The following is a 15,627-nucleotide window of genomic DNA, read 5'->3' as shown; positions in this document are numbered from 1 at the left end:
TGCAAGATGCTTTAAGCGTTTTAAATGACACGCTTATCGTGTAAATTAATATATAAAAAGGGCAAAAAAGCTCTAGGCGTGCAGCCTAAAGCTTATCGCTTTATTAATATTCGTCCTCGTTCCAAAGGAAATCCTCGTCCGTAGGATAGTCACTCCATACTTCTTCGATAGATTCATAAATTTCTCCTTCATCCTCGATAGCCTGAAGGTTTTCTACTACTTCCATAGGTGCACCAGTTCTGATTGCGTAGTCAATAAGCTCTGCTTTTGTCATTGGCCAAGGTGCGTCACTTAGATATGAAGCTAATTCTAATGTCCAGTACATAATTTTCTAATTTTTTGCAAAAGTATAAAAATAGGTTATATTATAAGCTTTTTTATACTTGATTTTCAATTCTTTTTAAAATTTTTTTGATGATTGCCTTTCACCAACTCCATTGCAGCGATGTCAGCAATTTACTTATTGTCGTTTTCTCAAAAACCATTCCACAAATTTTTTTATGCCATTTTGGAAGTCTGTGTCTGGCTGGTAGCCTATTAACGCCTTCGATTTTGTGATGTCAGCATTGGTTTTTGTGACATCTCCCGGCTGCATTGGCAGATTTTTTTTGATGGCAGTCATTCCCAATGCTTTTTCTATGGTGCCTACCATCTCCGATAAGGTCACCACATGATTTTCGCCCAAATTTAAGATTTCATAGACCTCAGAGTGGTTTTCCAGATAGTGGGCAGATTTTATAATTCCATCGATAATATCATCTATATAAGTATAATCCCTGGAAGTATTTCCATCACCGTAGAAAGGGATTTCCCGGCCTTCTGAAATAAGTTGGGTAAATTTGTGTATCGCAAGATCAGGTCTCTGTCTGGGGCCATATACGGTAAAAAACCGCAATTGAAGAATATCTATATGGTAAAGCTTATGGTAAACATGGCCCAGGATCTCTCCACATTTTTTCGTTGCGGCATAAGGTGAAATGGGATTGTCTACATTGTCTGTTTCTGCAAAAGGAATTTTGTCATTATTTCCGTAAACACTTGAAGAAGAGGCGCAAATAAATTTTTTAATGTGAAAATCTTTACAGAGCTCCCAAAGGTTCATGGTTCCGCGCACATTCACTTCCTCATAGTCTAAAGGGTTTTCAATAGAAGGACGAACGCCGGCAAGTGCAGCCAGGTGGATCACCATATCAATGGGATGGCTTTTAAAAATAGCTTCGAGGCCTTTTTTGTCTCTGATATCCTGATAGTAAAGGGAATATTGATCCGAATGAGACACGGTGGCTAAACGCCGGATATCGGTCTCTTTGTCAGAAAACTCAAAATCCGAAATTTGATCAATAGACTCTAAAGTATTTCTGATTTTTATATGATAGTCGTAGAAATTATCAAAATTGTCAACGTTTATGACAGAATGTCCATTTCTTAATAATCGTTGAATTAAATGAGAACCAATGAATCCACTGCCTCCTGTTACAAGATAAATCATCTGTGGTTTTTTATTAACACAAAAATATAAATTTTACTTTTGAAAAATATAATCATTAAATTTACTTAAAAAAGTAATATAAAAACAAACTATGCAGTTTCAAGGGCAAATTTTAAAGATGACGAGCTATGATGCTAAACCGATCCAATACTACCTCAATCTTTCAGGAGATCTGATCCATATGAATGAGTTGTTGGGAAAAGAGCTCAGCATAAAACATATCGGATTTCAGTGTGTGAACTGTGGTGAGAATAAACCGGTGTACAGGATGGGGTTCTGTAAAAACTGTTTTTTCGAAAGTCCCTATGCCAGTGATACCATTATTCGTCCTGAACTTTCTACAGCACATTTAGGGGTGGCAGAGCGTGATTTGGAAGTTGAAAAAGAAATCCAGCTCCAGCCGCATACGGTTTATCTGGCTTATACAGGAGATGTAAAAGTAGGAGTGACCAGAAACACCCAGATTCCTACAAGATGGATTGATCAGGGTGCTACTTTTGCCTTACCGATTGCAAGAACGGAAAACCGCTATGAAGCCGGAATGATAGAAGTAGCTTTAAAAGAGCATTTGGCCGATAAAACCAACTGGAAAAAAATGCTTCAGGATGATTTTGAAGGAGAAATGGATCTTGCAGATTTCCAGCAGAAGATTAAACAGCATTTTCCTGAGGATTTCCAAAAGTTCTACAGCGAAGGGGAAAATCTTTGGAAGTTTGATTATCCGTATGAAAGGCCCGAAAAAGTTACCTCGTTTACTTTGGATAAAAAACCTGAATTTACAGGCAGGCTTACAGGGATTAAAGGGCAGTATCTTGGATTTGAAGGGGGAAACTTTATGAATGTAAGAGGACATGAAGGATATGTCATCGAATTCGAGGTAAGGAATTAACTGTAAACTCACTAAACCAAATCACAACTATGAAAAAATGGGTTAAAAGACTATTCATAGGTTTCGGAGTGCTGCTGGGACTTATTCTCGCGGCTAACTTCGGACTGAATATATGGCTTAAAACTCAGCTTCCAGATTATATTAAAAAAAATACAGCATATCAAGTTTCCTATAAGACTCTGGAAGTGGATCTGGGAACGGGAAATATTCTGGCTACAGGCATTTCTGTAAACAGCAAAGATCCGCAAAATAAGGATGTTATTGGACTTCAGGGAACTGTTGATACATTAAAAATAAGCCGTTTTGGAATCTATGATGCGCTTTTTAATAAAAGAATAAGCTCGTCCGATCTGTTGCTGGCGAAGCCCAACCTGAATATTATACTGGCGAAACCTGTTGATCATAAGACCGGCAAAAAGAGAAATCCGTTTTTATTTGAAAATATTAGGATCAGTGACGGGGAGATTGCTATTTTCAAACCTACCAGGCAGAAGTTTTTATCTGTACAGCAGCTGGACCTTTTTGTAGAAAACTTACAGATGACAGAAGAATCTGTAGAGGATAAACTACCCGTCGTTTTCGACCGGTACAGTATTACGGGGCAGGATTTCTTTTTCCGGCCGGCCGAAATGTATGCCCTAACGATCAGTTCCATTAATACAGCAGACGGAGAGATGTCCGTTGAAAATTTCAGACTGATTCCGCTTCTGTCTTTTGACCAGTTTAAAAAATTCTATCCCCGGAAAACGCAATTATTTGAAGTGGCCATTCCCAAAATGGATTTCAAAGATGTGGTTTTAAATAAAAATAAGATTTCTCTTGCCCATGCAGATTTTCAAAATCCTGTTTTTAGGGTTTACAAAACAGGAATACCGGCTAAAAAAGAAGAAAAAAAATCAAATTTTGAAGTTGATTTAGAAAATATAAAACTTAATAATGCTGTGGTTCAGGTCAATAAGCCTGACGGAAATAAGCTTCTATCTGTAGGAAATCTTAATTTGAATATCAACAAACTTACATTCAATAAGAACACCTCAGATCAGATTATTCCTGTCGGATATAAAGACTTTACATTTTCCGGAAAAGATATTGTGTATTCGGACCACCAGAATATCAGTGTTGAAAGTATTGCTTTAAAACCTACCAGCGGAGAAATCCGGAATGTAGTGTTATCTCCCGGAACTCCTGGAGTTGGGAAAACGATTTTTGATGTAAAAACCGATCATATTGCGTTCAATATTAATAAACTGGAATTTATAGATAAAAAGCTGGCAGTGGACGTTCAAGATGTTGCAGTAGAAAATGTAAACGGAACCATCAACGCGGGAGAGAAAAAACAGAATAAAAATTCCAAACCGGGTATCATCCATTCTATCCTTATTCGAAAGATTTCATTAAAAAATTCAAATATTACTTACGACAAAGGAAAAGAGCCTTTAGCTTTTCATGATCTGAATGCCACTCTCAATGATATTAAAATAGGACCAAAACCTAATCATCAGGGGCTGTCATTTGAGGTCAAAAATTATTTTCTTACCACCCGCAATTTTGCCTATCGAACACCGTTTTACAATATCAGCCTTGGACTTCTGAAGCTGAACAAAAATAAGATCCAGGTAAATAATTTTGCCATGAAACCTCTCGTTTCGAGAGCCCAGTTTATCAAAATGATCCCTGTAGAAAGAGATCTTTATGATTTGAAAGCAGAACAGATCAGTGCAGACGGGAACTGGGACCTGTTTTCACACAATAAATTTATCAATGCCTCCCAGGTCATGATCCGGTCTGCCGACGCCAATATTTTCAGGAGTAAAATTCCTAAAGATGATCCCAAAATAAAGGCGCTGTATTCAAAAATGCTTCGCTCCGTTAAAATTCCTATGAATATTGAACATCTGGACCTGAAAAATTCAGTGCTGGTTTATGAAGAAGATACCCCTGAAAGTATGGGGCCCGGGAAGCTGACATTCAGTAATTTTAATATGAATGTTAAAAATCTGAACTCGGCCAAGGCAAAAGGAAAACCTACCAAGGTAGATATTAAGATCAATTGTTCATTTATGAACCTGGCTCCGCTTTCTGTAAACTGGATTTTCGATGTGGCTGACCCCAATGATGCCTTTACCATTTCAGGCAGGACGGCTAATCTTCCCGCAAGCGGCATCAACCCGTTTATCAGGCCCTATCTGCATGTAACGGCTACTGCCGGGACCATTCAGGAAATGCTTTTTAATTTTAAAGGGAATCCTGCCGGATTACACGGGACGTTCAATTTAAAACATAAGGATCTTAAGATAGCCGTTTTAAATAAAAATAACCATGAAAAGAAAGGCGTTTTAACCGCGATTGCGAATGTCTTTTTAAAATCAGATTCAGGAAGTTTCCCTGAGTCTGTAGCGGTAGAAAATGTGGAGCGCGACCCTACAAAATCATTCTTTAATCTGTTCTGGAAAGGAATTGAGCAGGGATTGAAAAAAACATTGATCGGGAAAAATGTAGAGAAAACCGAGAAAAAAGTAAAAAAAGCAGTGTCTTCCGTAAAGGATATGAAACAGTCTGTAAAAGAAATTAAACACGAAATCAAAAACGTAAAAGGTAACCAACCTGAGCCAAAACCTGCAGAAACCCCAAAAGAAAAGAAAGGCTTTCTAAATGGTATTTTTAAGAAGAAAGAGAGTTCTGAAGCAAAATAATTTTAACCCATTAAGAAGAACGATCTTAATGGGTTAAAATTAATATGTATTCTTAATTTAAAAATTGAATTCATCACTTTCCTGAATAGGAATGTCTCTCAAAAATTTATCAAATTCTTCCCCAGGATAGTTGCTGTCTGCTCCATAAGAATCAATGATCATTCCTCTATTTCCGCTATTGTCTTTTACAACATACAGAACCGCATTGTCATCAGGATTACTGTCTCCTTCGAAACGATACGTTTTTAAAATGGTCAATTCAGAGGGCTGATATATTTTTTCAGAATTTTCAAATTTCATCTCACAAGCGGCATTCATTCTGAATTCTCTGTGTATGCCCCTTTCAGAGAGTGTTTTCATCACTTGGCTTAAGGTAGTCATTCTGTCGATGTTTTCCGGATTTTCCATAATGCTATTTTTGTTGATAAGTACAATAATTAAACCATTGCATTTCTAAATATAAGAAAAATAATGAATTGTAATTTCCGTAAAAATAAAGTCTAATGTTAACAAAATTTATAACTTCAAAAGATAAAATAGGTATACTTTTTGCAATGGTAACAATAATTAAATCAAAGAAAATATGAAAAAAGAAGTTGGAGTTTTACTGGCAGGGGGAGTTGGTCTTTTGGCAGTATTAAGTTTAATCGGAATAAAAAAAATCTTGACTAAAAAAGATAAAAAATATAGTGACATCTATTCTGATTATCACAGACACTTTGATGAAAAAAACCACGACGATGAATATCACGGAGTGGAATTTTATGCGATGAAGTAGTAAAAAAATATATTCATTATGTTTACATCCAGCGCTTTTGAAAGTGTTGGATTTTTTTGTGGAAAACTTTAATGTTAAAACTTATTATTTTATAAAAATTCCATTTTAATTTTACACCGGAATGCAAAACGAAAATTTCATAAAAGGTCAGGGAGCACAGCGGAACGTTATCAACCGTTTCGACAGGTATACCTATGAGCCTGAAGATGAAGATTTGGAAACGGTAAAGACTTCTTTTACCGAAGTTTTTCCTAAAACCATTGTCAACCAGGTCAAAAGTGAAGACCTGCCCATGGAGTATTCCATGAATCCTTACCAGGGATGTGAGCATGGATGTTCTTACTGTTTTGCCAGACCTACTCATGAATATTGGGGCTACAGTGCAGGAATTGATTTTGAAAGAAAAATCATGGTAAAAAAGAACGCTCCCGAATTATTGGAAAAGTTTTTTCAAAAAAGGGGGTATAAGGCGGCCCCCATTCTGCTGTCAGGAAATACAGACTGCTATCAGCCTGCTGAAAGACAATTTGAAATTACCAGAAAGCTGCTGCAGCTATGTCTTGATTACAGACATCCTGTCAATGTACTGACAAAAAATGCCTTGGTCCTTAGAGACTTGGATATTTTAAAACCGATGGCTGAGCAAAATCTGGTTTCCGTATCACTGAGTATTCCTACCATTAATGAAGAACTTAGACGGAAAATGGAACCGAGAACGAGCTCTTCTCATAATAAATTGAAAGCGGTAGAAATTCTTTCTGAGCATACTATTCCTGTGCATGTTATGGTTGCCCCTGTTATCCCGGGGCTGAACAGTGATGAGCCTTTGAGTATTTTAAAGAAAATTTCTGATGCAGGGGCTTTAAGCTTTGGATACACTTTAGTCCGCTTAAATGATACCGTTGAACCGGTCTTCGTCAATTGGATTGAAACCCATTTCCCTGACAGGGCACAGAAAGTGCTGAATCTGATCCGGTCGATGCGCGGTGGAAAACTGGGAGATAAAAGATATTTTGAAAGACAGAAAGGGGAAGGGAATATTGCCGAAATGATCCATAATACCTTTACAATAGGGAGGAAAAAGTTTTTTGAAGGGAAGGAGTTTCCCAAACTTTCAACATCCAACTTTACCGGAGCCCGGGATCAGCAGCTGAGATTGTTTGATTGATTTCAGATTCGATCCGGATGAGAAAAATCACCCCAAAAAGGACGGTTCTTCTCATCAGAAACAGTTGTTTTTAATAAATAATGGGATTCTCGCCGTCAGGACAGATGAATTCCACCCTGCACAATTCACGATAGGTAATTCCATCACTGCATACGTAAAAGCACTCTCCGGGAAAAGGATAGCTTATTCCTCCGGAAATCGTTTTCAATTTGTTTTGACTCAGTTTCTTTAAATTTTTCATAGTAATTTTTTTTAATTTGATGGTAAAATAAAGATAATCAAAATTCTACGAAGTCGGTGATGTTGAAATTGCTTTTTATCAAACCGGATTCATTCATAAAATTCTTACTTAGATTTTTCCAAAAATTTTAATTCTTTAAAGGCGTGTGTTTTGTGAGAAAAGGGTAAGAAATAAAAAACCACTCTGGAAAGAGCGGTTATCTTATAGTATGCTGGATTTCAATTTACATCGAATCATCCGGGCATTTGAAATCATCGCTGCAGCCTGCGCAGATCACAGTCCCGTTGCAGTAATACATGCAAAACTCTGGTTCTGGAAGATTAATTCCTGCTCCGGAAATGTGTTTTAATTGGTCTTTTCTTAGTTTTTTTAAATTTTTCATATGGTTTTAATTAAAAATTTGACAGTAATGTAAATTTATATAAAATATTTCTAATTAAAGCTCAATAGGGTATATAAAAAATGGAAAAAATAGAAAGAGCAAGTGAAGGAGCGTGTTTATACGGGCTGGGAATGGGACCAGCTTCGTGCGAGGTGGATATAAACAGGTTGGAAAGTAATTGATGAAAAAAAGTCAATAATTAATCTGGCCGTTATACAAAAAGATAACGTTAAAACAGATCAATTATTGACTATTATAGTATTATTTCTTAATCAAGCCCAGCTCAATCAGTCTTTCATGTAAGAATTCACCTGCAGTGGTATCTTCGTACAGCTTTGGGTTGTTTTCATCTACACAGTTTTCCAGTGCATTTAAAGACATGGCGCTGATAGGGTGCATAAAGAAAGGAATGGAATATCTTGAAGTACTCCACATTTCTCTGGGCGGATTTACCACTCTGTGGATGGTAGACTTCAATTTGTTGTTGGTATGTCTTGAAAGCATATCTCCAACATTGATCATCAATTCATCCGGTTCTGCAATCGCATCGATCCAGTCCCCGTTATGATTTTGAACCTGAAGACCTTTACCCTGAGCTCCCATTAAAAGAGTAATAAGGTTAATATCTCCGTGTGCTGCTGCTCTTACGGCATCATCCGGTTCTTCAGTAATGGGTGGATAATGAATAGGTCTTAAAATTGAGTTTCCTTCTGCGATCTTATCGTCAAAATAGTACTCATTTAATCCAAGGTGAAGAGCCAGTGCTCTTAATACATACTGTCCGGTCTTTTCAAGCATTTGGAATGCTTCTTTACCAACCTCGTTGAATTTCGGAAGTTCTTCAACGATTACATTGTCAGGGTACTCCGCTTTGTATTTTGAATCATCAGACAGGTACTGCCCAAAGTGCCAAAATTCTTTTAAGTCTCCTTTTTTGAAACCTTTTGCAGTTTCTTTACCAAATCCTACATAACCTCTTTGGCCGCCAATTCCGGGAATCTCATACTTCTGTTTCGTTTCCACAGGCTGTTCAAAAAAGTTTTTTACCTCTCCATACAATTCATCTACGAGTTGATCATCAAGAAAGTGGCCTTTTAAAGCAACAAAACCAATTTCTTCATAAGCTTTTCCGATTTCATTTACAAATTTCTGTTTGCGTTCCGGGTTGTCCGAAAGGAAATCACGCAGGTCTACACTAGGTATTTTGTCCATTTTTAGAAATTTACGAACAGCAAAATTACATTTTTTTTAATTTAAATGATTTTAAAATCATTATTTATAAGTTAAATTTGCTGTATGAAAAAATATTCTTCTAAGAGAAGTATTCAAATACTTGCCCACCTTCTTCAGCAATACGGAATTGCAGATGTTGTCATCTCTCCGGGATCAAGGAATGCTCCTTTGGCGATTCACTTTTCAGAAATGGACAGTTTTAACTGTTTCAGCATTGTAGATGAAAGAAGTGCCGCTTTCGTTGCAATGGGAATGGCTAAAAGTGAGAAAAAACCTGTAGCAATCACATGCACCAGTGGATCCGCAGTTGTCAATTATTATCCTGCCATCACGGAGGCTTTTTATCAGAATGTTCCGCTTCTGGTGCTGACGGCAGATAGACCTACCGATTTTATTGATATTTTCGATGGGCAGACGATCAGGCAGAAGGATGTTTTTCATCAGCATTCATATGGTGATTTCCAGCTTTTGGAAGACAGCAAAGAAAATGCGGAAGATATAAATTTTGATACCATCAAAAAAGCAATTGAGCTTTGCTTTGAGAAACAGGGGCCTGTCCATATCAATATTCCTTTAGAAGAACCTTTGTATGAACTGGTTTCAGAATTACCGGCATTTCCAACGGTTGAAAAAACGATCAGGCATAAAGAATATGAAATTCCCTCCAATCTGATTGCTGACTGGCATACCTCTCAAAGAATTATGCTGTTGGTGGGAACAAGAGATTACAGTCCCGAACTTGAAAATCAACTGACCCAATTGGTAAAAAACCATTCGGTTGTTGTTTTGAGCGAAGCGAACTCAAACCTTTACCACGAGAAATTCTTCAGACATATCGACCGTTTGATTTTTAATTTTACAGCAGAAGATTATAAAACGTATGCGCCCGATCTGTTAATTACAGTGGGGCAGAATGTTGTTTCCAAAAAAGTAAAGCAGTTCCTTAGAAGTGCACGTCCGAAACAGCATTGGCACCTGGATGAAGTCTGGCAGCCGGACACTTATTTCTCACTGACAGAAAAAATTGAGGTTAAACCTGAAGTTTTCTTCTCTAAATTGTTGAAATTCATCAACCTTGAGCCAAGGCCTTATTTCAATCTCTGGGATGTATTGAAAGACAAGAAAGATGCTAAGCATGAACAATATTTAAATACAGTAGAGTTCTCGGATTTTTATTTCTTCAACAAAGCTTCACAGGCAATTCCTGAAAATTATAATATTCATTTCAGTAATTCCTCAGCTATCAGATATGCACAGCTATTTGACTTTGGGAAAAGAAAAATGTACTGTAACAGAGGGACCAGCGGTATTGACGGTTCTACGTCTACCGCCATGGGGTTTGCCATTAAAAATGCGAATCCTACCTTGCTGATTACCGGAGATCTGGGATTCTTTTATGATATCAATGGCCTTTGGAACCAATATATTCCACCGTTTGTGAGAATCATGATTTTTAATAACGGGGAAGGAAATATCTTTAAAATCATTCCGGGACCAGGGAATGCCAATCCCAATACCTTAGACGAGTTTATTGCCACAAAACACCGTAAAAATGCAGAATATCTGGCTAAACACTTCGGTTTCTCCTACATCAAGGTAGAAGACGAAATGACATTAGACAGGGTCCTGGAAAATTTCTTCAAACCCGGTGCACAGCCTAAGATCCTGGAAGTGAATACTTACGGAAAAAACAGTGCGGATGTATTGAAGAACTATTTTAATTTTTTGAAATAAGATTAAAGATCGAGATATTCTTCGTTTCCGGGCAGATTGATAATTCTGTCGATCGGATAAATAAACATATCATCGAAATCATTTAAAGCATTAATGATTTGAAAATGGGTGAACAGCTTTATGTTCTGTAAGGTGATCTCCATTTCTTTGATCTTTTTTTGCTTTAAAAGATGCTGTCTTTGTACCCCATTCAGCAGATAGGTCGTTGGGGTAAACCATTCTTTGCCTTTTAAAAATAAAAGATTGGAAAAAGAAGTGTCGGTAATATGATTATTCTTAACGATAAGAATTTCTTCGGCTTTGGACTTCATCTTCATTTTATCCAATTCTTTCCGGTCCTCAAACTTGAATGAATAATCAAAGCTGTTGTTTTCTACCAGCTGGAAGCCCTGTATTTCAGGAATGGCATAGGGGATCATCTGTGTCCGGATCCTTTTGTCCAGATCGTAGGAGATCCTCAGTTTAAAAAGGCCATCTTCATCGTGTTGCAGATTTTTGTAGATCTTAGCCAGGTCAATGGAATCTTCTTTTCCAAAGTGGGAAAAAGTTTGATTTACGCGTTTCTGATGTAGATCCAATAGGAAAATTTCCTGATCTTCTACCTTAATGCTTTCAATGAATTGGGACATAGATTTTATTTTTCATTTCCTGATATTCGTCTTCTAATTTACTCATGTGCGTTATACCGCCTCCGCTTTTGAAATAGAGCTGTTCTCCTTCTTTTTCAATAAAGCGTATCATGACACAGCTGTCTACATTTTGGCCATCAAACCATCCGCAGACTCCCGTATAATATCCTCTGTCATATCCCTCCGCTTCAAGGATTATTTCCAGTGTTTTAGGTTTGGGAGCCCCTAAAATTGAACCGGCAGGAAGCAGCTTTTTCATAATACTTCCTACTTTTCCACTAAATTCTGATTTCAGTATTCCTGAAATTTCAGAACTCATGGCATACAGATCCTTTTGCTGTGTTTTGATAAAATCAATATGCTGAAACTGATCTACTTTTACCTCATCAGCCACCATACTCAGATCATTCCGGAGAAGATCCACCACAGTATAATGCTCTGCTTTTTCTTTTTTGTCATTCTTCAAGATTTCTGCTGCATTTTCCAGCGAGGCATCTATCGTTCCTTTCATGGGATACGTTACAATTTTACCGTCAATGATCTTCACAAAAGTTTCCGGAGAAAAAAATACAAAAAAATCTTTATAAAAAACTTTATACTTGGCATTTGAGTGATAAAAAATTTCTTCTAAAGTTAAATTGGTCTGAATTTCGGTTTTTCTTGTATAATTAACGAGATAGGAATTTCCCAGGCGGATATTTTTCTGAACTTTGTCAAATCCCGTTTCAAAGCTTTCCAAGGGTTCCGGAAATGATTTCCATTCTATTTTTTCAGGTAATTCCTGTTCTTTCTTTTTGTTTGAAAACTCTTGAAAATCAATCAACAAGCCTGATTTTTCAATTTCGTTTTCCAGGTAGATTTCGACGTTCTGCCCCAGAAAGTCGATAACGAAAAAATAGGGAACCTTCTGAAGAGAAAGCTCGTCCATTTCCATAAATTTTTGATGATTCATTGAAAACATTCGGCAAAAATAATTATTGATGTTTACTTTTGCATAAAATTTTTATGATGCAGAATAAATATCCTCAGAAACCGGGAATAGATTTTATATTGAAGCAGGCTTTTTTCTATTGGAATAAAACGTTGGTTTTTCAGTTGGTGTTTTCTATTTTTTATTTTGGAATTTTCCTTACCGTGCTGTTTTTCTTTGATTCAAGGTATAATATTTTAAGCCAGTATGCAGAAGCTGCGAAATATGCCAAAGATGGAGTAGAGGTATATTCGGCACAGCTTGCCAAAATAATGAAGTCGAATGACGGATTTGAAAAATTCTCCTGGGCGCTGATCGGGACAACTATTTTCCTGTACCCTCTCAATCTTGGTTTTTATCAGATCTACAGAAAGATTGACCTTAAAGAGAAACTGGAGCTGGGAGATCTGCTGGCCGGGTATAACGGACTGAATTTTTTTAAGTTCATCGGATATTATATTTTCTGGTTTTTTGTATTTGCTTATACCTTCCAAACGATTATCCTGGGGATAATATGGGTGTTTGTGACCCTATTTGTGGCTCCTCTGATGTTTTTTACGGATAAAAGAATCTTTGAGGCCATCTCTTTAAATCTGAAGGCCCTCAGGATGTATTTCCTTGAAATTCTGGTATGTTCCATAGTGGCTGTTTTCTTTAAATACATTGGTTTTGCTCTGTTTTTTATCGGGGGACTTTTTACTTTTCCTTTTTGGAACGCGATGATTTACTCGCTCTATAAAACGGCTTTTTCAGAGAAACGTTAAATTTCACTTAGGTTTACTATGTTTTTTTATCAAAAAAAGTTAAATTTGGTAAAATCATTAAAATATTAAACTATGTCTGAATTTAACGAATTTGATCAGCAAGGTTCTGTACCGGGTAGGGAAACGGGATCTATTATTTCGCATGCCTTTGAAATGTATAAAGGAGTCTTTGGCTATGCCGTTGTTGCTATGATAATCTATATGCTTGGCGGATATGTTATTCAGCTTCTTACCGGGTTCAATTCAGCTTCAATGATGGAGGAGGTAAGGTCTTCGGGGGAAGATTTTAATTACTGGAGTATGCCGGGATTACCGTTGTATATGACATTCTCAGGTCTTTTCGGGATTTTATTGGCTCCGTTGTATGTAGGATTGATTTATATGGTCAATAAGTACAATACTAAAAATCCGATAGAATTTTCTGACCTGTTTATCGGGTATCGTCAGAACTTCGTGAATATTCTGATCTACAGTATTCTTTCCGGAATTATTTCATCGGTTGCGGCAGCACTTTGCTTTTTGCCTTTCCTTTTTGTGTATCCTTTCCTGTTGCTGGGGTATCCTATTTTATTGTTTGAAAATGCTTCAGCTACTGAGGCTTTGGGGAAATCTTTCAATATTGCAAAGGAGAACTATGTAACGTTTCTTTTTACAACTTTACTGGGAGGATTAATCTCTATAGCTGGGATTTTTCTGTGCGGAATCGGAATTATTCTAACAGCTCCGTTTATGATGGTCGTAATGTATTCTACTTATTGTGCTTTTCTTGGAAAGCCGAGACAAATCATGTTTAAGCCATAATAATTAAATAACAATTGATGAATAAAGACAGACAGATAAGCAGTGTGGCTATAAAGCAGGTGTCCTTACTGGCTATTATTTTAGTGCTGACAGGATTGATCTGTTTTAATCTTGCGCTATTTGTACCTTCGGTTTTAGGGGCGATTACGATCTATGTTGTTTGCCGGAAATATAATTTTTATTTGCAGGAAGAAAAAAAATGGAAGCCTTCCCTTGCTGCGTTTGCTTTGATGTTTGCGAGTCTTATTATTCTGATTTTACCGATCTATTTTATCGGCGATCTGATCATTGACAAATTAGGAAATGCACAGGCGTATATGGTGAAGTTCAATGTGTTTTTGGATAAGATACATGATTTCATTTATTCCAAAACAGGATTTGATATCCTGAGCAAGGAAAATATGACTAAACTGAAAGATTCAGTGGGTAAAATTTCTACTTCAGCCCTGAGCGGGACATTTAATACACTGACAGTAGTCATGTCTATGTATTTTATTCTGTATTTCATGCTGGAAAAGCCAAGACTGTTTGAAAAGATTCTTACTTCTTCCGCACCGTTAAAAAGAGCCAATATCTCTTTGATAGGCGATAAAATGAGAAAGCTTATCATGGCTAATGCCATAGGGATTCCTGTCGTAGCAATAGGACAGGGTATAGTAGCCCTTATCGGGTATCTCATTTTTGGAGCACCGGGTCCTGCGCTTCTTTTTGCCCTTACGGCTGCAGCTTCTGTGATCCCCGTTGTAGGAACAGCTATTGTGTATGTTCCGGTATGTATCTTTATGATTGCAGAAGGAAATACCGGGCAGGGGATTGGACTGGCTATTTACTGCCTGGTGGTGGTAGGGCTTACAGATAACCTGCTTCGTTTTACTCTTTTGAAAAAACTTGAAAATATTCATCCGCTGAATACCGTTTTTGGAATTATTATGGGGATGAACCTGTTTGGATTTATGGGGCTTATTTTTGGGCCTATACTGATTTCGCTTACTCTTCTTTTGATTCAGGTATACAGAAATGAATTTTCAGATGAAGAGACACCGCCTGACCTTAAGTTACCAGACCAGGGAGATCTGAGAGAAAAATTAATTTAATTATTTAAAAATTGGAAGGAATCAATCCGGAAATATTAAGAGAAATCTGTGTCGTTAAAATGCCTTTTGGCAAGTATGAAGGGACAGTGCTTGCCGATCTGCCGGTAAGCTATCTTGAATGGTTTAACAGAAAGGGCATGCCTAAAGGAAAATTAGGCATGCAACTTTCTACCATCTATGAAATCAAATTAAATGGCCTGACGGATCTTTTGATTCCTATCAGAGCTTCTGTCCGATAGCAGTTCGATATTTCAAATAAATTTACAGCCAATTATTAGTTTGATGTCTAACTAATTCTTATCTTTGCCGTATGAATTTACCATTAGATATTTCTCAGCTTCAGGAAGCTTTGCCAAGAAAGGTCTCCAACTTGCAGTCGGCTATACGAAACAGGATTTTAACTGATTTTGCGAAGGAAGGTATTCCTATTACTTTGGAAATGTATCTGGTGCTGAGATGCCTTTGGGAAAAAGATGGAAGAAACCAGCAGGAGATCTCTGATACCCTTTACCGTGACAAAGCAAGCCTTACGAGCCTTATTGATAACCTTGAAAAAAGAGATCTTGTGGTGAGGGTCCAGAATCAGAATGATAAGAGAAACAAAAACATTTTTCTTACCACTGAGGGAATTGCAATAAAAGAGCGGATTATTCCGGTTATTTCAGGGCTCCTTTCCGATATTGAAAATACGGTGGCAGAGAATGACCTTACTACAACCATCAGAGTTTTAGATGCATTATTCAAAAAAATAAAATAAATTTA

The 15,627-nt window shown here is 37.1% G+C and carries 17 protein-coding genes; 10 read left to right on the top strand and 7 right to left on the bottom strand.

Annotation, left to right across the window (positions count from 1 at the left end):
- Nucleotides 1-103: 103 nt before the first annotated feature.
- A complete protein-coding gene (locus MUW56_RS09690) occupies nucleotides 104-325 on the bottom strand; it encodes a DUF2795 domain-containing protein (RefSeq protein WP_002662059.1) in 222 nt (73 codons plus the stop codon).
- 135 nt (nucleotides 326-460) lie between these two features.
- Nucleotides 461-1,489, bottom strand: coding sequence for a GDP-mannose 4,6-dehydratase (locus tag MUW56_RS09685; RefSeq protein ID WP_292012995.1), 1,029 nt, complete (start codon nucleotides 1,487-1,489; stop codon nucleotides 461-463).
- A 91-nt stretch (nucleotides 1,490-1,580) separates the two neighbouring features.
- Here MUW56_RS09685 and MUW56_RS09680 point away from each other — a divergent pair, with 91 nt between their 5' ends.
- Nucleotides 1,581-2,378, top strand: coding sequence for a DUF2797 domain-containing protein (locus MUW56_RS09680; protein ID WP_292012994.1), 798 nt, complete (start codon nucleotides 1,581-1,583; stop codon nucleotides 2,376-2,378).
- A gap of 29 nt (nucleotides 2,379-2,407) precedes the next feature.
- Nucleotides 2,408-5,071 carry a hypothetical protein gene (locus MUW56_RS09675; protein ID WP_292012993.1) on the top strand — a complete coding sequence of 888 codons (2,664 nt, stop codon included), beginning with the start codon at nucleotides 2,408-2,410 and terminating at the stop codon, nucleotides 5,069-5,071.
- Between the two features lie 57 nt (nucleotides 5,072-5,128).
- On the opposite strand, the gene MUW56_RS09670 is transcribed toward MUW56_RS09675, so the two are convergent.
- Nucleotides 5,129-5,479 carry a hypothetical protein gene (locus MUW56_RS09670; protein WP_292012992.1) on the bottom strand — a complete coding sequence of 117 codons (351 nt, stop codon included), beginning with the start codon at nucleotides 5,477-5,479 and terminating at the stop codon, nucleotides 5,129-5,131.
- Between the two features lie 175 nt (nucleotides 5,480-5,654).
- On the opposite strand from MUW56_RS09670, the gene MUW56_RS09665 reads away from it, so the two are divergent.
- Complete coding sequence (locus tag MUW56_RS09665) at nucleotides 5,655-5,849, top strand: hypothetical protein (protein WP_292012991.1); 195 nt, start codon at nucleotides 5,655-5,657, stop codon at nucleotides 5,847-5,849.
- 121 nt (nucleotides 5,850-5,970) lie between these two features.
- Nucleotides 5,971-7,017, top strand: coding sequence for a PA0069 family radical SAM protein (locus MUW56_RS09660; protein ID WP_292012990.1), 1,047 nt, complete (start codon nucleotides 5,971-5,973; stop codon nucleotides 7,015-7,017).
- A gap of 70 nt (nucleotides 7,018-7,087) precedes the next feature.
- Here MUW56_RS09660 and MUW56_RS09655 read toward each other — a convergent pair whose 3' ends face one another.
- On the bottom strand, nucleotides 7,088-7,258 hold the full coding sequence (locus tag MUW56_RS09655) for a bacteriocin (RefSeq protein WP_292012989.1): 171 nt from the start codon (nucleotides 7,256-7,258) through the stop codon (nucleotides 7,088-7,090).
- 643 nt (nucleotides 7,259-7,901) lie between these two features.
- Nucleotides 7,902-8,852, bottom strand: coding sequence for a 2-oxoglutarate and iron-dependent oxygenase domain-containing protein (locus MUW56_RS09650; protein WP_292012988.1), 951 nt, complete (start codon nucleotides 8,850-8,852; stop codon nucleotides 7,902-7,904).
- 84 nt (nucleotides 8,853-8,936) lie between these two features.
- Here MUW56_RS09650 and menD point away from each other — a divergent pair, with 84 nt between their 5' ends.
- A complete protein-coding gene (gene menD, locus MUW56_RS09645; RefSeq protein ID WP_292012987.1) occupies nucleotides 8,937-10,607 on the top strand; it encodes a 2-succinyl-5-enolpyruvyl-6-hydroxy-3-cyclohexene-1-carboxylic-acid synthase in 1,671 nt (556 codons plus the stop codon).
- A gap of 2 nt (nucleotides 10,608-10,609) precedes the next feature.
- Here menD and MUW56_RS09640 read toward each other — a convergent pair whose 3' ends face one another.
- Nucleotides 10,610-11,236 carry an aminotransferase class IV gene (locus MUW56_RS09640; RefSeq protein ID WP_292012986.1) on the bottom strand — a complete coding sequence of 209 codons (627 nt, stop codon included), beginning with the start codon at nucleotides 11,234-11,236 and terminating at the stop codon, nucleotides 10,610-10,612.
- Complete coding sequence (locus MUW56_RS09635; protein ID WP_292012985.1) at nucleotides 11,220-12,197, bottom strand: aminodeoxychorismate synthase component I; 978 nt, start codon at nucleotides 12,195-12,197, stop codon at nucleotides 11,220-11,222. Before MUW56_RS09635 ends, MUW56_RS09640 begins: the two co-directional genes overlap by 17 nt.
- A gap of 44 nt (nucleotides 12,198-12,241) precedes the next feature.
- Between MUW56_RS09635 and MUW56_RS09630 the strand changes: the two genes are divergently transcribed.
- From MUW56_RS09630 to MUW56_RS09610, 5 genes are all read left to right on the top strand, one after another.
- Nucleotides 12,242-12,970, top strand: a complete 729-nt coding sequence (locus MUW56_RS09630; RefSeq protein WP_292012984.1) for a hypothetical protein — start codon at nucleotides 12,242-12,244, stop codon at nucleotides 12,968-12,970.
- Between the two features lie 72 nt (nucleotides 12,971-13,042).
- Nucleotides 13,043-13,771, top strand: a complete 729-nt coding sequence (locus MUW56_RS09625; RefSeq protein ID WP_292012983.1) for a beta-carotene 15,15'-monooxygenase — start codon at nucleotides 13,043-13,045, stop codon at nucleotides 13,769-13,771.
- Nucleotides 13,772-13,788: 17 nt separating this feature from the next.
- Nucleotides 13,789-14,865, top strand: coding sequence for an AI-2E family transporter (locus MUW56_RS09620; RefSeq protein ID WP_292012982.1), 1,077 nt, complete (start codon nucleotides 13,789-13,791; stop codon nucleotides 14,863-14,865).
- Nucleotides 14,866-14,885: 20 nt separating this feature from the next.
- Entirely contained in the window at nucleotides 14,886-15,104 is a 219-nt protein-coding gene (locus tag MUW56_RS09615) for a DUF3820 family protein (protein ID WP_292015400.1), read from the top strand.
- Nucleotides 15,105-15,175: 71 nt separating this feature from the next.
- On the top strand, nucleotides 15,176-15,622 hold the full coding sequence (locus MUW56_RS09610; protein WP_292012981.1) for a MarR family winged helix-turn-helix transcriptional regulator: 447 nt from the start codon (nucleotides 15,176-15,178) through the stop codon (nucleotides 15,620-15,622).
- Nucleotides 15,623-15,627: the final 5 nt, after the last annotated feature.

It is taken from the genome of Chryseobacterium sp., assembly GCF_022869225.1.
GTDB lineage: Bacteria > Bacteroidota > Bacteroidia > Flavobacteriales > Weeksellaceae > Chryseobacterium.
Note: the sequence above shows the minus strand (reverse complement) of the source record. Positions and strands in the feature narration are given on the sequence as shown.